Annotated in this window: 17 protein-coding genes and 1 pseudogene; 12 read left to right on the forward strand and 6 right to left on the reverse strand. The window is 73.9% G+C overall.

Annotation, left to right across the window (positions count from 1 at the left end):
* Position 1 precedes the first annotated feature (1 nt).
* Complete coding sequence (locus ACF1A1_RS28865) at positions 2–430, reverse strand: hypothetical protein (RefSeq protein WP_392003984.1); 429 nt, start codon at positions 428–430, stop codon at positions 2–4.
* A gap of 229 nt (positions 431–659) precedes the next feature.
* Between ACF1A1_RS28865 and ACF1A1_RS28870 the strand changes: the two genes are divergently transcribed.
* Positions 660–1,526 (forward strand): MurR/RpiR family transcriptional regulator, encoded by an 867-nt coding sequence (locus tag ACF1A1_RS28870; protein WP_392003924.1) that lies wholly within the window; start codon positions 660–662, stop codon positions 1,524–1,526.
* A 90-nt stretch (positions 1,527–1,616) separates the two neighbouring features.
* Positions 1,617–2,201 (forward strand): hypothetical protein, encoded by a 585-nt coding sequence (locus ACF1A1_RS28875; protein WP_392003925.1) that lies wholly within the window; start codon positions 1,617–1,619, stop codon positions 2,199–2,201.
* A gap of 184 nt (positions 2,202–2,385) precedes the next feature.
* Here ACF1A1_RS28875 and ACF1A1_RS28880 read toward each other — a convergent pair whose 3' ends face one another.
* The 4 genes and pseudogenes from ACF1A1_RS28880 to ACF1A1_RS28895 form a co-directional block, all read right to left on the reverse strand.
* The gene (locus ACF1A1_RS28880; protein ID WP_392003926.1) at positions 2,386–2,760 is read right to left on the reverse strand and encodes a hypothetical protein; all 375 of its coding nucleotides are present in this window, start codon (positions 2,758–2,760) and stop codon (positions 2,386–2,388) included.
* 217 nt (positions 2,761–2,977) lie between these two features.
* Positions 2,978–3,475 (reverse strand): annotated as a pseudogene (locus ACF1A1_RS28885) (roadblock/LC7 domain-containing protein); the annotation flags it as partial.
* A gap of 34 nt (positions 3,476–3,509) precedes the next feature.
* The gene (locus tag ACF1A1_RS28890) at positions 3,510–4,334 is read right to left on the reverse strand and encodes a transcriptional regulator (RefSeq protein WP_392003927.1); all 825 of its coding nucleotides are present in this window, start codon (positions 4,332–4,334) and stop codon (positions 3,510–3,512) included.
* Positions 4,331–4,729, reverse strand: coding sequence for a hypothetical protein (locus tag ACF1A1_RS28895; RefSeq protein WP_392003928.1), 399 nt, complete (start codon positions 4,727–4,729; stop codon positions 4,331–4,333). Before ACF1A1_RS28895 ends, ACF1A1_RS28890 begins: the two co-directional genes overlap by 4 nt.
* Positions 4,730–5,124: 395 nt before the next feature.
* Here ACF1A1_RS28895 and hutU point away from each other — a divergent pair, with 395 nt between their 5' ends.
* The 4 genes from hutU (at position 5,125) to hutI (ending at position 10,626) form a co-directional block, all read left to right on the forward strand.
* A complete protein-coding gene (gene hutU / locus ACF1A1_RS28900; protein WP_392003929.1) occupies positions 5,125–6,789 on the forward strand; it encodes a urocanate hydratase in 1,665 nt (554 codons plus the stop codon).
* A gap of 68 nt (positions 6,790–6,857) precedes the next feature.
* Entirely contained in the window at positions 6,858–8,060 is a 1,203-nt protein-coding gene (locus tag ACF1A1_RS28905) for an allantoate amidohydrolase (RefSeq protein WP_392003985.1), read from the forward strand.
* Positions 8,057–9,406 (forward strand): formimidoylglutamate deiminase, encoded by a 1,350-nt coding sequence (locus tag ACF1A1_RS28910; protein WP_392003930.1) that lies wholly within the window; start codon positions 8,057–8,059, stop codon positions 9,404–9,406. The genes ACF1A1_RS28905 and ACF1A1_RS28910 overlap by 4 nt, the downstream gene beginning before the upstream one ends.
* A 44-nt stretch (positions 9,407–9,450) precedes the next feature.
* The gene (gene hutI / locus ACF1A1_RS28915) at positions 9,451–10,626 is read left to right on the forward strand and encodes an imidazolonepropionase (protein WP_392003931.1); all 1,176 of its coding nucleotides are present in this window, start codon (positions 9,451–9,453) and stop codon (positions 10,624–10,626) included.
* A 496-nt stretch (positions 10,627–11,122) separates the two neighbouring features.
* On the opposite strand, the gene ACF1A1_RS28920 is transcribed toward hutI, so the two are convergent.
* Positions 11,123–12,052 (reverse strand): RNA polymerase sigma factor SigF, encoded by a 930-nt coding sequence (locus ACF1A1_RS28920; RefSeq protein ID WP_392003932.1) that lies wholly within the window; start codon positions 12,050–12,052, stop codon positions 11,123–11,125.
* A 236-nt stretch (positions 12,053–12,288) separates the two neighbouring features.
* Here ACF1A1_RS28920 and ACF1A1_RS28925 point away from each other — a divergent pair, with 236 nt between their 5' ends.
* The 6 genes from ACF1A1_RS28925 to ACF1A1_RS28950 all read left to right on the forward strand — a co-directional run bounded on the left by ACF1A1_RS28925 (position 12,289) and on the right by ACF1A1_RS28950 (position 18,370).
* On the forward strand, positions 12,289–12,666 hold the full coding sequence (locus ACF1A1_RS28925) for an STAS domain-containing protein (protein WP_392003933.1): 378 nt from the start codon (positions 12,289–12,291) through the stop codon (positions 12,664–12,666).
* A 458-nt stretch (positions 12,667–13,124) separates the two neighbouring features.
* Positions 13,125–13,607 carry an ATP-binding protein gene (locus ACF1A1_RS28930; RefSeq protein WP_392003934.1) on the forward strand — a complete coding sequence of 161 codons (483 nt, stop codon included), beginning with the start codon at positions 13,125–13,127 and terminating at the stop codon, positions 13,605–13,607.
* Positions 13,608–14,272: 665 nt separating this feature from the next.
* A complete protein-coding gene (locus ACF1A1_RS28935; protein WP_392003935.1) occupies positions 14,273–14,953 on the forward strand; it encodes an LPXTG cell wall anchor domain-containing protein in 681 nt (226 codons plus the stop codon).
* 44 nt (positions 14,954–14,997) lie between these two features.
* Positions 14,998–15,828 carry a hypothetical protein gene (locus tag ACF1A1_RS28940; protein WP_392003936.1) on the forward strand — a complete coding sequence of 277 codons (831 nt, stop codon included), beginning with the start codon at positions 14,998–15,000 and terminating at the stop codon, positions 15,826–15,828.
* Entirely contained in the window at positions 15,825–16,964 is a 1,140-nt protein-coding gene (locus tag ACF1A1_RS28945; RefSeq protein ID WP_392003937.1) for a hypothetical protein, read from the forward strand. The genes ACF1A1_RS28940 and ACF1A1_RS28945 overlap by 4 nt, the downstream gene beginning before the upstream one ends.
* Positions 16,965–17,080: 116 nt before the next feature.
* Positions 17,081–18,370, forward strand: coding sequence for a hypothetical protein (locus ACF1A1_RS28950; protein ID WP_392003986.1), 1,290 nt, complete (start codon positions 17,081–17,083; stop codon positions 18,368–18,370).
* Positions 18,371–18,405 lie beyond the last annotated feature (35 nt).

An 18,405-nucleotide genomic window follows, 5' to 3' on the forward strand; every position in this document is an offset into this window, starting at 1 on the left:
GTCAGTCCTCCCAGTCCCCGCTCCGGGAGGACTTGCGGCGCAGGCCGCCGAAGAGACCCGGGGTGGTGCGGGCGGCCTGGACCACGTTGACGCCGACGATGCCCGCCCAGGAGACGAGCAGCCCGGGCAGGTCCGCGGCGCCCACGCCGATCGCGGACAGGGGCACCGCCAGCACCAGCGAGACGATGCCGAAGCCGAAGCGCTCGCCCCAGGAGTCCGTCGCCCCGGACGAGCGGCCGTCGCGGGCCGCCGCCATCTGCTGCTCCGCGAACTGCCGGCGCACCCGGCGCTCCACCGCGCCGTCGATGCGCTGGTCGACCTTCTCCAGGAACGACTCCACCAGCGCGGGCTCGTACTCCTCGCCCAGCTCCCTGCGCGCCTGCAGGGTGGCGTTGAGTTCCTTCTTCAGTTCGGCGTCCCGCGCGTCCATGGTGGTCTCCCGTCCCGTCATGCCGTCCACCGTAGGGACGGGCCGTGGCGGTGGCACTGGGGTTAGCCCCCGTTTCGGCCCGGGGGGTCGCCGACCGGGAGGCGGGAAGGGACGGGCGGGCGGACGTGGGTGGGATGCGGGAAGGGGGCGGGACGGCTTGCCTCGCTGTATAGCGTCATGCAGAGTTCTTGCTGGCTGAATAGGTACCGGTGGAGGGGGAGAGAGGCGCATGAGCGTGGACAGGGATCCGGGGGCCGGTGTGACGGACAGCCCCGCCACACGGCTGCAGGCGCTCTTCGAGGGGCACCGGCTGACGCCGACCCAGCGGCGCATCGCGCACAGCATGGTGCGGCGCGCCGCGGACGTGCCGTTCCTCTCCAGCGTCGAGCTGGCCGAACTGGCCGGGGTCAGCCAGCCCTCCGTCACCCGCTTCGCCGTCGCGCTCGGCTTCGACGGCTACCCCGCCCTGCGCAAGCACCTGCGCGAGGTCGCGCCCGTCGAGCAGACGGCGGACTCCGCCTCGTACAACGAGTACCAGCAGGCCGTCGAGGCCGAGATCGAGAACCTCAAGCACCTGGCGGAGCTGCTCTCCGACCCGCGGCCCGTGCAGCGGGCGGGACGGCTGCTGGCGGCCTCGCGGCCGCTGCCCGTGCTCGGCCTACGGGCGGCCGCCTCCCAGGCGTACGGCTTCGCGTACTTCGCCGCCAAGGTGCACCCGGACGTCCGGCTGCTGCACGAGGGCGGCTCGATGCTGCCCGACCGGATCGACGCGGCCGTGCGCGCCGGCGCCTCCGCCCTGCTGTGCTTCGCGCTGCCCCGCCACCCCCGCGAGGTCGTCGACGCCCTCTCCTACGCCAAGGAGGCCGGGCTGGCCGTGGTGACGGTCGCCGACTCGGCGTTCGCGCCGGTCGCCAAGGTGTCCGACCTGCTGCTGCCGGCCGCCGTCGGCACGGGGCTCGCCTTCGACACCGCGTGCGCGCCGATGCTGCTCGGGCGGGTGCTGCTGGAGGCGATGTGCGACGACCTGCCCGACGCGCAGGCGCGGCTCGAGGAGTTCGACACCAAGGCGGCGGTGCGGGGGCTGTTCGTGGAATGAGGGCTGGTTCTCAGACGGATCTCACGTTCGCTCGCTAATCTGCTCGACCAGAGATTTCGGTGTGTTGCCGAGGCGACGAGGAGGCGGAACGTGGCACGTGGAGGTCAGGGACTGGCTCGGGTGGCCGTCGTCGTACGGGCCGGGGCGGCGCCGCTGTGGTGGCTCGGGGCGTTCGCGGCCGGTATCGGCGTACTGGTCCCGGGTATGACGGGCCGGCGGATCGGGGTGACGGCGGGCGCCGCGCTGTTCGTCGTGGCGGTGGCGGTGGTGGCGCTGACGCGCCGCAGGCGGTACACCGCCCTCGCCCGTGCGGCCGCCCGTGCGGGCAGGCAGGACGTGCTCCAGGACCGCGGGGTGACCGTGCGGGCCTGGCGCCGTGGTCACCGCTGGTGGCTGCTGCTGGCCTTCGCCGCGGCGCTGGGCAGCGCCTTCGCCGTCCCCGCCGCGGGCGGCATGCTGCTCGCCGGGTGCGGTACGGGGCTGCGGCTGAAGGCGGCCTGGCTGGGTCGGCTGGAGCGGGCCGAGGAGGCGCTGCTGTGGGTGCGGGTCGACTGGCTCGCCGGGAACGGCGGCCGTCCGGCCGGCAAGGCGGTCAGGGCGTACCGCAGTACGGGTATCGCGGCGGGCGACGCGGCCCCGGGTGGGGCGCGCCGCCGCACCGCGGCACTCGTGTAGGGCGGTCCTTCGGACCTGGGGGCCGGATCGGTGGTCCTTGGGATCTGGAGGGCCGGGCCGGTGGTCCTTCGGGCCTGGAGGACCGGATCGGCGGGCCTTGGGATCTGGAGCACCGGATCGGCGGGCCTTGGGACCTGGAGGACAGGACCTGGAAGGCCGGACCTGGAGGGACGGGCCCGGTGGGTCAGACCTCCAGGTCCTCCTCGATCCGCTTCAGCTGGTGGCGGGCCATCGCCAGGTTGGCCCGCTTGGCGTCCAGGACGAGGTAGAGGAAGAGCCCGTTGCCGCCGCGGCCGCTGAGCAGACGGATCAGGTGGTACTGGTCGGACAGCGTGATCAGGATGTCCTCGATCTGCGCCTTGAGTCCGAGGTGCTCCATGGTGCGCATCTTGGCGCGCACCACGTCGGTGTTGCCGGCGGCGGCGACGTTGAGGTCGAAGGTCTTGCTGCCGCCCATCGTGCCCAGCGCCATGCCGCTGGTGTAGTCGACGAGCGCGACGCCGGTGGCGCCCTCGATGGAGGCGAGCGCTTCCTTGAGTGCGGTTTCGGTGTTGGCCATGACTGTTCCTCGTTTCCTAACTTTCGGTGGTGGTGCGGGCGGTGGGGGTCGTGGTGCGGGGGCTGTGCGCGCCGGCGGATCCTGCGGGGCCGGTGGTGCTGTCCGTGGTGCTCGGGGTGCTGTGGGTGCTCGGGGTGCCGGTGGTGCTGTCTGTCGTGCTCCGGGTGCCGGTGGTGGCGGGAGCCTTCACCAGGGCTTTCACCGGACCCTTGGCCGGGGTCTTCGCCGGGGTCTTCGCCGGACCCTTGGCCGGGGCTTTCACCGGACCCTTGGCCGGGGTCTTCGCCGGGGTCTTCGCCGGGGCCTGCGCAGCCGGTCCGGCCGGGTTGGCCGCCGGTGGTGCCGCCGCGGCGTCGACGAGCTCCCCGATGCGGGCGCCCGCCCGGCGGCCCTCCAGGTGCAGCCGGCCGACGTTGACGCGGTCCTGTGCGAGCACCGTCAGCACGGCGCCCTCCCCGGCCGCGTACGTCACGACGTAGCCGTACGCGCCCCGTACGAGCAGCTCGCGGAAGTCGCCCCGGCCGGTCGTGTCCGCCATCCGTACGGCGACGGCGAGGGCGGTGGCGGTGAGCGCGGCCACGCCCTCCGGTTCCCCGCCCGGTGTGTCGTGGGCGAGGACGAGGCCGTCCACGCCCGCCGCGAGCGCCCCGGTCAGCTGGGGCACCCGGGCCCGCAGCCGCCGCAGCTCCGCGCGTATCTCCGGCTCGGCCGCCATCAGCGCCCTCCTCTCGGCACGCGGTCGCTGCCGTTCAAAGGGCCTCCAGCGCATCCCTGAGCCTCTTCAGCAAGGTGATGTCGGGGTCGTCGACACGGGGCAGGGCCGGCCCCGGCGGGGGCTGCGGGACGGGCGGCGGGAACCGCGCGGTCAGCAGACCGGCGGCCGCCAGCCGGCGGACGTCCACCAGCGTGGCGAAGGCCTGCCGGCCCAGCGCCCGGGCGATGTCCGACGCGGTGCGCACACCGTCCACCAGTGCCAGCACCGCGCGCTGCCGGGCGGTGGGCCCCGGCGCGGCCACCGGCTCGGCCCGCAGCAGCGGCGCGGAGTCCGGCAGCGGGTCGGGCCACAGACGGTGCAGCAGCTCGCGGCGGCGCAGTGTCTCGCGCTCCACGGCGTCGACCGGGACGGGCCGCAGCGCCCCGAACCAGTGCCCGGTGCCGTACCGGAAGCGGCCCGGTGTGCTGCTGGGGGAGAGGGCGAAGTACGCGGCGTCGTACAGCGCCCCCAGGTGGCACACCTCCAGCGCGCCCCGCCCGATACGGCCCGAGTCGAGCAGCCGCCGGGCGGCGCCGTGCTCCTGGTCGGCCCGCTCCACCGCCTCCCACCAGACGGCGGCGTCGAGTGTGCCGTGGGCCGACAGGAGCACGTCGAGGCCGGGGGAGAGGGGGCTCTCGGCGTGCACCACCCGGCCCTCGGCGAGGTAGAGCGCGCCGCGCTCGCGCTCCAGGACACCGGTGGCCCGTTCGGCGGCGAGCCGTGTCAGCATCGGCGACACCCCGCCGCCCACGCTGTCCCGGGCCGTCACCTTGTCCCGCACCGGCAGCCGGGGCGGCGGGGTCGTCCCCACGACGGTCATCCCAGCACCAGCCGTCCGGCCATCTCGCCCAGCCGTATGCGGGCCAGTGCGAGATTGCCGTCCGACCGGCCCAGCCACACGTGCAGGAACACGCTGCTGTCGAAGGACGTCGGCACGAACCGCAGGACGTGGTAGCTGTCCCGGTTGCTGATGATCAGGTCCTCGACCGGCGGATCGGCGGCCTCCGCGCCGTCCCCGCCGTCGGGCGTGAACGCCCGCTGCTCCGCCGTGAGCCGCGCGACCTCCGCGGCCTCGGCGGCCGCGGCCTCGTGGTCACCGCCCGGGAACTCCCCGACCGTGCCCAGGGCCAGCCCGCTGGTCCAGTCGACCAGCGCGGCTCCCCGGGCCCCGGGCAGTCGCATGGCCTCCAGTAGGCACTCGTCGATTCCGGGCACCGTCAGCTCCCCTCCCGCCTGCGGTTCGGCTGAGTGAGGAAGACGCTACGCAACGTATGCGCGAGGGGTGAGGGTTCTGGCATTTTCCAGCGGAACATGCGCCGAGCTGACTAATGTGGGTCAACTGTCCCTCTTTTCCCGCCCGTTCACACCGTGTCCACGGGTGCGCGCCAGGGTGTGCGGGTGCGGGTGCAGGTGCAGGGTGGCGCGGGTGACCTGTGCGCTCCCCTGTGCTCCGGCTCTGCGGGTCGGCTCTGCGGGTCGGTTCTCGGTCGGTACTCCCCTTCCCTCCGGCGGTCGTGTCGGCGGCGTCCGGCTGCCCGGTCCGTATTGACTAGCTCTATTCAAGAAGTCAGGATGTGAATAACAGCACCACAGTCGCGAGGAGGCAGACCATGTCAGGACCCCGCTCCGTACGAGCGCCGCGTGGTACGGAACTGAGCGCCCTGGGATGGCAGCAGGAAGCCGCCCTGCGGATGCTCCAGAACAACCTCGACCCCGAGGTCGCCGAACACCCCGACAAGCTCGTCGTCTACGGCGGGACCGGGAAGGCGGCGCGTGACTGGCGCTCCTTCGACGCGATGGTGCGCACGCTGCGCACCCTGAAGCAGGACGAGACGATGCTCGTCCAGTCCGGCCGCCCCGTCGGCGTCATGCAGACCCACGAGTGGGCCCCGCGCGTCCTGATCGCCAACTCCAACCTCGTCGGCGACTGGGCCAACTGGGAGGAGTTCCGCCGACTGGAACAGCTGGGGCTGACCATGTACGGCCAGATGACCGCCGGCTCCTGGATCTACATCGGCACCCAGGGCATCCTCCAGGGCACCTACGAGACCTTCGCCGCCGTCGCCGCGAAGAAGTTCGGCGGCACCCTCGCCGGCACGATCACCCTCACCGCCGGCCTCGGCGGCATGGGCGGCGCCCAGCCGCTCGCCGTGACCATGAACGACGGCGTCGCGATCTGCGTCGACTGCGACCCGCGCGCCATCGAGCGCCGCATCGAGCACCGCTACCTCGACGTGAGGGCCGACTCGCTGGAGCACGCCCTGCACCTGGCCGTCGAGGCCCGGGACGCGCGCCGCCCGCTCTCCATCGGCGTCCTCGGCAACGCCGCCGACCTCGTCCCGCGGCTCCTCGCCATGGGCGCGCCCATCGACATCGTCACCGACCAGACCTCGGCCCACGACCCGCTGTCCTACCTGCCCACCGGCGTGGACATCGACGACATGGCGTCCTACGCGGCGAAGGACCCGGCGGGCTTCACCACCCGCGCCCGTGAGTCCATGGCCCGGCACGTCGAGGCGATGGTCGGCTTCCTGGACGCCGGCGCCGAGGTCTTCGACTACGGCAACTCCATCCGCGGGGAGGCCCGACTGGCCGGATACGACCGGGCGTTCGCCTTCCCCGGCTTCGTCCCCGCCTACATCCGCCCCCTCTTCTGCGAGGGCAAGGGCCCCTTCCGCTGGGCGGCCCTGTCCGGCGAGGCCTCCGACATCGCCAAGACCGACAAGGCGATCCTCGACCTCTTCCCGGAGAACGAGTCCCTGGCCCGCTGGATCAAGCTGGCGGGGGAACGGGTCCACTTCCAGGGCTTGCCCGCCCGTATCTGCTGGCTCGGCTACGGCGAGCGCGACAAGGCCGGCGAGCGGTTCAACGACATGGTCGCGAGCGGTGAGCTGGCCGCCCCGCTGGCCATCGGACGCGACCACCTCGACTGCGGCTCCGTCGCCTCCCCCTACCGCGAGACCGAGGCCATGCTCGACGGCTCCGACGCGATCGCCGACTGGCCGCTGCTGAACGCCATGGTCAACGTGGCCTCGGGCGCGTCCTGGGTCTCCCTCCACCACGGCGGCGGCGTCGGCATGGGGCGGTCCCTCCACGCCGGGCAGGTGACGGTGGCCGACGGCACGAAGCTGGGCGGCGAGAAGATCCGGCGGGTGCTGACCAACGACCCCGGCATGGGCGTCATCCGGCACGTCGACGCCGGATACGACATCGCCGAGACGGTGGCCGACGAGCGGGGCGTACGGGTGCCCATGCGCGAGGGTGACGACGCGTGAGCCGACGCCAGGGCGAGGACGGCCGGCCGGCCGCGCCACCGGCCGCACCTCCCGCCTCCTTCCAGGAGATGTGGCGCGACCTGCGCCCCATCGGCCGTCACCCCGCCTCCGGCGGCTACCGCCGCTACGCCTGGACCGCCGCCGACGCCGACTGCCGGGCCTGGTTCCGGGAGCAGGCCGAGGCGCGCGGCCTGGCCTACGAGGTCGACCGGAACGGCAACCAGTGGGCCTGGCTCGGGGACCCCGCCGCCGGGGGTGCCGTCGTCACCGGGTCGCACCTCGACTCCGTGCCCGACGGCGGTGCCTTCGACGGGCCCCTGGGAGTCGTGTCCGCCTTCGCCGCGCTCGATGAACTGCGCGCCCGGCGGACGACGTTCGCCAAGCCCCTCGCCGTCGTCAACTTCGGCGACGAGGAAGGCGCCCGCTTCGGCCTCGCCTGCGTGGGCTCCCGGCTCACCGCCGGACAGCTCACCGTCGACCGGGCCCACCGGCTGACCGACGGCGACGGCATCACGCTCCCGCAGGCCATGGAGGCCGCCGGCCACGACCCCGACGCCATCGGACCGGACCCCGAGCGGCTGGCCCGGATCGGCGCCTTCGTCGAACTGCACGTCGAGCAGGGGCGAGCCCTCGACCTCAGCGGCGACCAGGTGGGCATCGCCAGCGCCATCTGGCCGCACGGCCGCTGGCGGTTCGACTTCCGGGGCGAGGCCAACCACGCCGGCACCACCCGGCTCGCGGACCGGCGCGACCCCATGCTGTCCTACGCGCAGACCGTGCTCGCCGCCCGGCGCGAGGCGCGACTCGCGGGCGCCGTCGCCACCTTCGGCAAGATCTCCGTCGAGCCGAACGGCGTCAACGCCATCCCCTCCCTGGTGCGCGGCTGGCTCGACTCCCGCGCCGCCGACCAGGAGAGCCTGGACCAGGTGGTCGACGGCGTCGAGAAGGCGGCCCGCGAGCACGCCGCGGCCCACGGCGTCGACCTCGACGTCGTCCGCGAGTCCTTCACGCCCGTCGTCGAGTTCGACCACGCCCTGCGCGACGAACTCGCCCGCATCCTGGACACGGACACCGGCCTCAAGATCCCGGTCCTGGGCACGGGCGCCGGACACGACGCCGGGATCCTCTCCGGGAGCATCCCGACCGCCATGCTGTTCGTGCGCAACCCCACGGGCGTCTCGCACTCCCCGGCCGAGTCCGCGGCCGAGGACGACTGCGTGGCCGGGGTGCGCGCGCTCGCCGACGTACTGGAAGGGCTGGCCTGCACGTGACCCCCACGCAGCGGACACGGACGTACTGGCTGGAGCACGCCTGGCTCGGCACCCACGTCGAGCCCGGCGTCGTGCTGGAGGTGGCCGACGGCCGCATCACCGCCGCCCGCTCGGACACCCCCGTCCCGCCGCCCGGCGCGGAGGTGCTGCGCGGCCTCACCCTGCCGGGCCTGGCGAACGCCCACAGCCACGCCTTCCACCGCGCCCTGCGCTCCACCGTCCAGGTCGGCTCCGGCACCTTCTGGACCTGGCGCGAGGTCATGTACTCCGTCGCCGACCGGCTCACGCCCGACACCTACCACGCCCTCGCACGCGCGGTGTACGCCGAGATGGCCCTGGCCGGCGTCACGGCCGTCGGCGAGTTCCACTACGTGCACCACACCCCCGACGGCACCCCCTACGCCGACCCGAACGCGATGGGCGAGGCCCTCATCGAGGCCGCCGCCGAAGCCGGTGTCCGCATCACCCTCCTCGACACCGTGTATCTCTCCTCCGGCTTCGGACAGCCGCCCAACGCCCACCAGCTCCGCTTCTCCGACGGCAGCGCGGACGCCTGGGCCGAACGCTGTTCACTTCTCAAGGAACGGGATCACGCACGGATCGGGGCGGCGATCCACTCCGTACGGGCCGTGCCCGCCGGCCAGTTGGCGACCGTGGCGCGGTGGGCCGAGGAGCGGGGGGCGCCGCTGCACGTCCACCTGTCCGAGCAGACCGCCGAGAACGACGCCTGTCGCGAGGCCCACGGGTGCACGCCGGCACAGCTCCTCGCCGAACACGGCGTCCTCGGCCGGCGCACCACCGGCGTCCACAACACCCACCTCACCGACGAGGACATCGCCCTCATCGGCCGCTCCGGCACCGGCACCTGCATGTGCCCCACGACCGAACGGGACCTCGCCGACGGCATCGGCCCGGCGGTCGCCCTCCAACAGGCCGGCTCACCGCTCTCCCTCGGCTCCGACAGCCACGCCGTGATCGACCTGCTCGAAGAGGCCCGCGCGATGGAGCTGAACGAGCGGCTGCGCACCCGCACCCGCGGCCACTGGACGGCCGCCGCCCTGCTGCGGGCCGCCTCCGCCGACGGTCACGCGGCCCTCGGCCGGGACGACACGGGCACCCTGGAGACCGGCGCGGCCGCCGACTTCACGACCGTCGCGCTCGACTCGGTCAGGACAGCGGGCCCGCTGCCCCGGCTCGGCGCCGAGACGGCCGTATTCGCGGCGACGGCAGCGGACGTACGGCACACCGTCGTCGCGGGCCGGCACGTCGTACGCGACGGTGCGCACACGCTCGTCCCCGACGTGCCGCAGGCCCTCGCGCGGGCCGTGGCAGCCCTGCGCGCCTGACCACCGGCCCCGCCCCCACCTGCCCCGGCACCCACGAGGACACGATGAGCAGCAGCACCGTCATCACCAACATCGCCGCACTGGTCACCAACGACCCCTCCCTCGGTGACGGCTCCCCCCTCGGACTGGTCCGGGACGCGGCCGTCGTCATCGACGGCGACCGCGTCGCGTGGACTGGTGAATCAAGCAAAGCACCCGCCACTGACAACCGGTTCGACGCCGGCGGCCGGGCGGTCCTGCCCGGCTTCGTCGACTCCCACTCCCACCTCGTCTTCGCGGGCGACCGGACGGAGGAGTTCAACGCCCGCATGTCGGGACGCGGTTACACGGCGGGCGGCATCCGCACCACCGTCGCCGCCACCCGCGCCGCCACCGACGAGGAACTGGAGGCGAACCTCACCCGTTACCTCGCCGAGGCCCTCCGCCAGGGCACCACCACCTTCGAGACGAAGTCCGGCTACGGCCTGACGGTCGCCGACGAGGCCCGCGCCCTGCGTCTCGCCGCCCGCCACACCGACGAGGTCACCTACCTCGGCGCCCACATCGTCTCCCCCGACTACGCCGACGACCCGGCCGCGTACGTCGCCCTGGTCACCGGCGAGATGCTCGACGCCTGCGCCCCGCACGCCCGCTGGATCGACGTCTTCTGCGAGAAGGGCGCCTTCGACGGCGACCAGGCCCGCGCGATCCTCACGGCGGGCAAGGCCAAGGGCCTCCACCCCCGCATCCACGCCAACCAGCTCTCCCACGGCCCCGGCGTCCAGCTGGCGGTCGAACTGGACGCCGCCAGCGCCGACCACTGCACCCACCTCACCGACGCCGACGTGGACGCCCTCGCCCACAGCCGTACGGTCGCCACACTGCTCCCCGGCGCCGAGTTCTCCACCCGCGCCGAGTGGCCGGACGCCCGCCGTCTCCTCGACGCGGGCGTCACCGTCGCCCTGTCCACGGACTGCAACCCGGGCTCGTCGTTCACCTCGTCCGTGCCGTTCTGCGTCGCGCTCGCCGTGCGGGACATGCACATGACCCCCGACGAGGCCGTCTGGTCGGCCACGGCGGGCGGCGCGGCGGCCCTGCGCCGCACGGACATCGGCCGCCTCACCCCCGGCGCGTACGCCGACCTGACCCTCCTGGACGCCCCGAGCCACGTCCACCTGGCCTACCGACCGGGCGTACCGCTGGTGTCCGGGGTGTGGCGGCGGGGCGTACGCGTGGTCTGAGCGCCGACCCGGGCGGGGCCGAACACGCTCAGGAGCAGGTCGCACGTCTCCTCCAGCGGGCGTGCCGGGTCGTCCAGGAGGGCGAGCAGCGCCGGGCGTCCTGGTCGGCGGACACGGGGAGTTCGTGCGGACGGCGTGCGGGAGGTGGGGGATGGGGGCCGGGAGCGGTCGTGAGGACGATGCCGGGGTCGTCGGACGCACGGAGGCGGAAGGGCGGGGCGGGAAGGCCAGTTCGAGCGTCCGTGTGAACCGGGCCGGGCGCCGCGTGATGCGGAGCCGTGTGGCGGGGGTGTGGCACCGGCCGCCCGTCGGGTGCCGCGCCCCCTCGGCGCGGGCCGGGCGCCGCGTGATGCGGAGCGGTGTGGCGGGGGGCGTGGCACCGGCCCGCCCATCGGGCGCCGCGCCCCTCGGCCCCTGGACCACGCCCGCGCCCGGGTGAGCACACGACGTTGCTCACCCGGGCGCGGACCGCACTGGTCTGCGGTCGGAGGGTGGCTCACTCCTCCAGCGTCAGGCCCTTGCGCAGGCGCACCAGGGTTCGGGAGAGCAGGCGGGAGACGTGCATCTGGGAGATGCCGAGTTCCTCGCCGATCTCCGACTGGGTCATGCCGGCGACGAACCGCAGGGAGAGGATCTGCCGGTCCCGGGGCGGGAGCTCGGCGATCAGCGGCTTCAGCGACTCGACGTACTCGATGCCTTCGAGTCCGTGGTCCTCGTAACCGATGCGGTCCGCGAGGGCGCCCTCGGCGTCGTCCTCCTCGGGCTGGGCGTCCAGCGAGGAGGCGGTGTACGCGTTCGAGGCGGCCATGCCCTCGACGACCTCCTCGTTGGAGATGCCGAGACGTTCCGCCAGCTCGGCCACGGTGGGGGCGCGGTCGAGCTTCTGGGCCAGTTCGTCACCGGCCTTGGCCAGGTCGAGCCGCAGCTCCTGGAGCCGGCGCGGGACGCGCACGGACCACGAGGTGTCGCGGAAGAAACGCTTGATCTCGCCGACGATGGTTGGCATCGCGAAGGTGGGGAACTCCACACCCCGGCTGAGCTCGAAGCGGTCGATCGCCTTGATCAGGCCGATCGTCCCGACCTGGATGATGTCCTCCATGGGCTCGCTGCGGGAGCGGAAGCGGGAGGCGGCGAACTTGACCAGCGCGAGGTTCAGTTCGACGAGCGTGTTACGGACGTACGAGTACTCGTACGTCCCTTCCTCCAGCGACTCCAGCCGCTCGAAGAGGGTCTTGGACAGGGCCCGCGCGTCGACGGGTCCGACCTCGTCGTACGGGGGGATCTCCGGGAGCCCGGCCAGTAGGTCGGCGGGACCGTCGGTGGGATCGATGCCCTGGGTGAAGGGATTCAGTTGGTCCGGAGGGGGTGTCGACGTCGCCCTGTGGGTATGCGGTGCGTCGAGCCGGGATGACATGATGTCCTCCATCGTTCTCGGCATATGGCTGCCGAAGCCAGTGCGTGCACTACGGTGTGCGGCGCCTCCAAAGCCGGCCGTGTCGGGTACGTGTTCCTCTAGCCCTACCCGCTTTACTTGACCGATCGCAAGTGCGATTTGTTGGGTTATGTCCGTTTGTGGGTGATTGTTCGGCTGTTGGAGTGCGTATCGAAGGCGTAGTGTTCGAGGGCGTCAGTAAGCAGTCACGACCTCGGGAGAGACACGGCATGGACCGCGGGACGGTCGGCAGCGCACAGTCTGGCCGGCTTCTGGTGGAGGTGCGGGAAGAGGGCTCCAGCGCCGTCGTGATCCCGGCGGGGGAGCTCGACCACCACACAGCCGATTTGTTGCGTGAGCCATTGGAGGAGTGCCTCGCCAAGGGGCTGAGCCGCCTTGTCGTGGACTGCTCACGGCTGGAATTCTGCGACTCGACGGGGCTCAACGTCCTGCTCGGCGCCCGCCTGAAGGCGGAGGCGGCCGGGGGCGGGGTGCACCTGGCGGGTATGCAGCCCGTGGTGGCGCGGGTCTTCGAGATCACCGGCGCGGACGCCGTCTTCACCGTGCACGACACGGTCGAGTCGGCCCTCGCCGACGGGGACGGCTGACCCTGCGTGCGGCGGTGACCCTGCGTGCGGCGCGGCCCGGTGGCCCGCCCCGACGCCCCCACGACCACGACCCCGCGGGGCCGGCACGTGCCGTGTGTCACGGTCGCGTGCGGTGCCGCGGGACGGCCGGTCGGGCGGGCGGGGGGCGGACGGAGCGGCTCGTGACCGGGGAAACGAACCTGGCGGGCGATCCGGCGCACGATCCGGGCGAACGAGGGGTGTTCCGCCCGTTCCGTCGGGCAGGAGACATCCTGAACATGTCGGTGGCACAGCGCGTGACAGAGCACGACGCGCGAGAAGGGGGCGGGATGAGCGGACCGGCCGTGCGACGGCAGCGGGCCGTGTGTACTGGCTCCTGGGCCCGGTGCACCGGCTCCTGGGCCCGTGACATCTCGTGCACTCTGGAAGTCTCGAATCGTGTGAATCATGAACTGGTGAATCGGTGAGGTGAAGCGCTGATGAGCACCACCCGGCCTTACTCGCCGGGCGACCGCGGCCCGGAGCCCAGCGGCGCTTCCGGGGCGTCGGCGGGTCGTCAGGTCCGCAGGCTGAGCTTCGACGGCGAGAGCGGGGTGGTTCCGCTCGCCCGCGACTTCGCCCGCCAGGCGCTGTACGCGTGGGGCTGGCTGCCCGCCGCGACGGCCGACCAGCGGGCCGCCGCCGAGGACGTGCTGCTCGTCGTCTCCGAACTGGTCACCAACGCCTGCCTGCACGCCGAGGGTCCGGACCAGCTCCTCCTCGGCTGCGACAACAAGGTCATCCGCGTCGAGGTCTCCGACCGCGGCACGGGCCAGCCGGCCCCCCGCACCCCCCACCGCGCGGGCCGCCCCGGCGGCCACGGCATGTTCATCGTGCAGCGGCTCTGCCTGGACTGGGGGGTCGTCCGGACCCCCGGCGTCGCGGGCAAGACGGTGTGGGCGGAACTGGGCGCCCCGGCGTAAGCCACCCCCTGCCCCGACGTGACCTCACTCGGCCACGGGGGCCGGGCTCGCCCCGCGTGTTCCGGCTTGAGCCGAGCGGGCGTGAACAGGGCCGGCCTGAGCCGAGTGAGCCGAGCGGGTCTGAGCCGAGCCGAGCCGGTCTGAGCGAGCCGAGCCGGTCTGAGCCGAGCCGAGCGGGACTGAGTCGAGCCGGCCTGAGTCGACATGGTCCGGCCTGAGCCGTCCGATCCGACGTGCAGCGTCCGTCTTCCCCCAGCCCGCCCCGCGATGCCCCTCGCCCTCAGCCCGCCCCGGTTTCTCCCCCGGTCCGCCGCCCCCCTCCCGCGCCCCTGGCACCCGCCCCGCCGACGGCCTCCCACTGCCTCCCCACCCCCTTCCGCGCCCCCACGCCCACCCGGCCGCCTTCACGCCCCCTGCCCACGCCGGGGCGCCTCCGCACCCCACCCGCGCCTCCAAGCCGTCTCCGGCTCCCACACCCCCCTCTCACCCCCACGCGCGCCTCCAAGCCGTCTCCGGCCCCCGCACCCCCTCCCGCCCCCGCCGGATCGGCACAACTCCGGTGTGCGTCTGCCCTTCCTTCCTCGCGGACCCGGGCGTACCTTGACGGCCCGATCTGATGTGCCGTCAGTAACCGGCGGCGACGAGCTGTCAGGAATGAGGGGACCGTGTCGTACCGGAAGCGAACCGCCGCACTCGCGACTGTCGCGGCCCTGGCCGGCCCGGTGGTGTGGACGGCCGCCCCCGCGGCCAGGGCCGAGGTCGTCGACGTCAACTACGCCTGCAAGACGCCCATCGGCGACAAGAGCGCCGTCTCGCCGATCGACATCAGGGGCGTCGAGAGCGGCGGCGGATACAAGATCACCATGTCCTGGCAGAAGGGTGTCTCCTCCAGCCCGGTCGAACTCGGCAAGGGCGCCATGAACCCGAGCGCCACCATCAAGCTCGGCGGCGCCGACAGCGGCACCCTCGCCGTCTCCGGTCCGGCCAACCAGGAGGCCATCCCGGCCGACACCCCCATCAAGATCAACGACCTGAGCGGCACGTACACCCCGAAGCGGACCGGCAAGGTCACCTTCACGCCGGGTGTGCTCACCATCAAGGCGCTCGGTACGACCACCACCTGCGCTCCCACCAACGACCCCGGCCCCTCGCTCACCCTGGACGTGACGGCCACGGGCGGCACAACGACGAGCGGTGGCGGCACCACCGGCGGCGGCACCGGCGGCACCCTCCCGCAGACCGGCCCCGAGGACTCCGCGATCGCCCTCGCCACCCTCGGCGGCACGGTCCTCCTCGCCGGCGCGGCCGGAACCCTGTGGCTGACCCGGCGGAACCAGACGCGCTGACCGTCACCCCCGTACGACGTCCCGTACGACCGCTGGAGCCGCCGATGCCGTACGCCGCCGCCTGTGCCCTGCTGCTGACCCTGCCGCTTCTGCCGCCCCTGCCGGCCGCCGCGCCCGCCGCCGACGGCTGGTCCGCCGCGCCCTCCGGCGACGGGCGGCCGTCCTTCTACGCGGAGGGCGCGCCCGGCGCGGTGCTCGAGGACACCCTCGCCGTGACCAACCGGGGCGCGCGCCCGCTCACCGTCCGGCTGCACGGCACCCGCCTGCCGGTCACCCTCGCCGAGACCGCCCTGCGCGTCCCCGCCCGCACCCGCGCCGAGGTCCCCTTCACGGTCACGGTCCCCCCGGACGCGTCCCCCGGCGACCGCTCCGGCACGCTCGTCGTACGGGACGCGGCCGGCCGCGAGCGGACGGTACGGCTGCTGCTGCGGGTCGGCGGCCCGCGGCTGCCCGCGCTGACCGTCGAGCACGTGGCCGTGCGCGCCGACCGCATCACGTACGAGCTGGTCAACCGCGGTACCACGGTCGTCGTCCCGCGTCTCGCGGTGCGCGCCGACGGGGTCCTCGGCCCCGTCCTCGACCGTGCCCCGCGCACCCTGCCCGTCCGGCTGCCCCCGGGCCGCCGCCTGCACCTCGACGAACCCTGGCCCGACCGCCCCGCCCTGGACGCCGTCACCGTCCGCCTGACGGTCACCGCGTCCGGCGGCGCGCACGCCACGGCCCGCACGTCGGCACGGTTCGTGCCGTGGGACGCGGCCGCGGGAACGGCGGCCGGCGCGCTGCTGTGCGCCACGGTCCCCGCCGCGCTCGTACGCCGTCGCCGGCGCCGTACGAGCGCGGCGCGGCTCCCGGCCGCGGAGGGGGAGCCGGCGTGAGCGGGAAGGCGCGGTTCGTTGCGCTGGCGGCGGTGCTCGCCGCCCTGCTTCTGGCGCCCTGCGCGGGGTCGGCGTCGGCGGCCGGCACCCCGACCGTGAAGCTGTCCGAGTCCCAGGCGGGCACCGGGGGATCGATCACGGTCAGCGGCAGCGGCTGGCGGCCGCGCGCGCTGCTGATGCTGCTGATCTGCGGGCAGGCCGAGCCGTCGAGGGGCATCGTCGGCGGCACCAACTCCTGTGCCAACGCGGACGGCCGGGCCGTCACCACCGACGCCGACGGCCGTTTCAGCCGGGCCCTGCCGGTGGCCGAGCCGCCGGTGCCGTGTCCGTGCGTGGTGCACGTGGCCACCGCGACCGGGGCTAAGGCGCAGGCCGACGCGGTGTTCCAGGTGGCCGGACACGCCGTCGCACCGCTGCCCGCCGAGCCGGCCGGCGGACGTCTGTCGGTCCTCACCGACACCCGGCTGGAGGGCGGTGACGGTCTGCTCACCTGGTTCGGCGCCCCGCCCGCCCGCACGCTGGCCTTCACCGTCGGCAACGTCGGCACCGCACCCGTGAAGGACCCCGTCTTCCAGGTCGGCACCGCCCACGGGGTGTTCGCCCCCCAGTGGGACGAACGGCAGTGGCGCGGCACCATCGCTCCCGGCGCCAAGGCCCGCGTCGAACTGCCCGTCGAACTCACCGGCGGCGCCCACGGCGACTACACCGTCTCCCTGAAGTACGGCGGGAAGGTCCTCGCCGAGCAGCCGTGGGGCGTGGGCCGCCCCTGGGGCGTGACCCTGTTCTGGATCCTGGTCTGCCTGGTGGTGCCGGCGGCGGTGTTCCGCGTCGGGATGGCGGTGGTGGACCGCGTCCGGCCGCGCCCGGCGGGCGGTCACCCGGCGGGCGGTCACCGGGGTCCGCGGCCGGCGGACAAGCACCGGGGGACGCGCCGGTCCGCCGGCCGCCCACGCCCGTCCGTACGCCTCCCGGGCCTTCCCCGGCGCGGACCCGCCCGGGAGCGGGCGCCCGCACCGGCCTCGACCCTGCCGTGGTTCACCCCGGACTCCGACCCGGGTACGGCGGGCCGGCTCTCCGCACCGCACGACGACCATCCGACGAGTCCCACGACTCCCGGCAGGAAGGGAACCACGTGAGCGAGCGCGAGAGAGCCGAAAGGGCAGACGGCGCGGAGCGGGCCGGCAGGGCCAGGAGCGCCGGCAGAGCGGTGCCCCGCGGGCGGCGCGGCGCGGCCGCCGCGGCCGCCGCCGTGCTGGTCGGCGGAGCCGCCACCCTGCTGGCCGTGGCCGTCCCGCAGGCCCAGGCGGCCGAGGTGTCGTACGCCACCCGCTGCATCCCGCCCTCGGGCATCGGCCTGCCTCCCGTCGACGGCACCACCAAGGTGGAGATCACCGCGCCGGCCATGGCGAAGGTCGGGGACACCGTCGACGTCGTCTGGAAGTTCACCCAGGCCGCCTCCAAGAACCCCGACATCATCGACCTGCCCGCCAACTCGGTGCAGCCGTCCGGCACGCTCAAGGCGGCCGGTGCGCAGACCGCGGACATCGCCATGCGGGGCCCGCGCGAGAACCCGGCGATCCCCAAGGGCGGCGCCATGGTGCTGTCCGCGATGAAGGGCACGCTGAAACTCACGGCGCCGGGGCAGGTGACGCTGACGCCGGACGCGTACGTCGTCAACGCGATGTCGACCGACACCCGGTGCGCGCCGACGGAGCCGGTGCAGCCGGCGGCGACCATCACCGTGACGGCGGGGGAGGGCAGCCCGTCGAGCGGCTCGCCCGACCCTTCGCAGTCCACCTCGCCGAGCCAGTCGTCGTCACCGTCCGGCTCCCCGTCGAGCACCCCGTCCGCGTCGCCCCCGGCGTCCCCCTCGCCCTCCGGAACCGGCGACGGCGGCGGTCCGACGGACTTCACGGGCAAGGTCGTCCAGGTCCCCTACACCTGCGCCTCGCCCATCGGCGAGAAGAAGGCCACCTCGCCCGTGCAGATCAACGCGAGGAAGAACGGCGGCGCCTACGACCTCACCGTGCAGTTCAAGAAGTCGGTGATGGACAGCCCGATCGACATCCCGGCCGACTCCGTCAAGCCGTCGATGCAGGTGGTCCTCGGCGGTGCGGACCAGGGCTCGGTGAAGGTGACCGGACCGACCAACAAGGCGCCCATCAAGTCGGGCGACCCCATCGAGATCCCCGACCTGACCGGCACCTACAAGCCCGGCGCGACCGGCGTGTCCACCCTCGCCCCCGGTGTCCTCACCATCGAGGCCCTCGGCACGACCACTACGTGCACCCCCGACACCTCGGAGGTCTCCCTCACCCTCGACACCACCGAACAGGCGAGCGGCGCGTCCGGCGGCGACGGTTCGTCCTCCTCCGGCGGTTCGTCCTCCTCCGGCGGTACGGCGGCGGCCGGTGGCGGCCTCGCGGAGACCGGCGCGGCTGACCACGGCACCCTGAAGGCGCTGGGGCTGGTCGCCGGCACCGCGGTACTGCTGGGCGCGGCGGTGTTCACCTTCATGCCCGGGCGCGGGCGGCTGCGCTGAAACGCCCGGAGGGCCACCGCGGCCGAGGTCGCGGT

The organism is Streptomyces sp. NPDC014995 (genome assembly GCF_043080745.1).
Taxonomy (GTDB): Bacteria; Actinomycetota; Actinomycetes; order Streptomycetales; family Streptomycetaceae; genus Streptomyces.

Excerpts from the sequence above, each read along its gene's own strand:
- ACF1A1_RS28865 (WP_392003984.1), bottom strand. The coding sequence starts at position 430 with ATGGACGCGCGGGACGCCGAACTGAAGAAGGAACTCAACGCCACCCTG.
- ACF1A1_RS28870 (WP_392003924.1), top strand. The coding sequence starts at position 660 with ATGAGCGTGGACAGGGATCCGGGGGCCGGTGTGACGGACAGCCCCGCC.
- ACF1A1_RS28880 (WP_392003926.1), bottom strand. The coding sequence starts at position 2,760 with ATGGCCAACACCGAAACCGCACTCAAGGAAGCGCTCGCCTCCATCGAG.
- ACF1A1_RS28890 (WP_392003927.1), bottom strand. The coding sequence starts at position 4,334 with ATGACCGTCGTGGGGACGACCCCGCCGCCCCGGCTGCCGGTGCGGGAC.
- hutU (WP_392003929.1), top strand. The coding sequence starts at position 5,125 with ATGTCAGGACCCCGCTCCGTACGAGCGCCGCGTGGTACGGAACTGAGC.
- ACF1A1_RS28905 (WP_392003985.1), top strand. The coding sequence starts at position 6,858 with ATGTGGCGCGACCTGCGCCCCATCGGCCGTCACCCCGCCTCCGGCGGC.
- hutI (WP_392003931.1), top strand. The coding sequence starts at position 9,451 with ATGAGCAGCAGCACCGTCATCACCAACATCGCCGCACTGGTCACCAAC.
- ACF1A1_RS28920 (WP_392003932.1), bottom strand. The coding sequence starts at position 12,052 with ATGGAGGACATCATGTCATCCCGGCTCGACGCACCGCATACCCACAGG.
- ACF1A1_RS28925 (WP_392003933.1), top strand. The coding sequence starts at position 12,289 with ATGGACCGCGGGACGGTCGGCAGCGCACAGTCTGGCCGGCTTCTGGTG.
- ACF1A1_RS28930 (WP_392003934.1), top strand. The coding sequence starts at position 13,125 with ATGAGCACCACCCGGCCTTACTCGCCGGGCGACCGCGGCCCGGAGCCC.
- ACF1A1_RS28940 (WP_392003936.1), top strand. The coding sequence starts at position 14,998 with ATGCCGTACGCCGCCGCCTGTGCCCTGCTGCTGACCCTGCCGCTTCTG.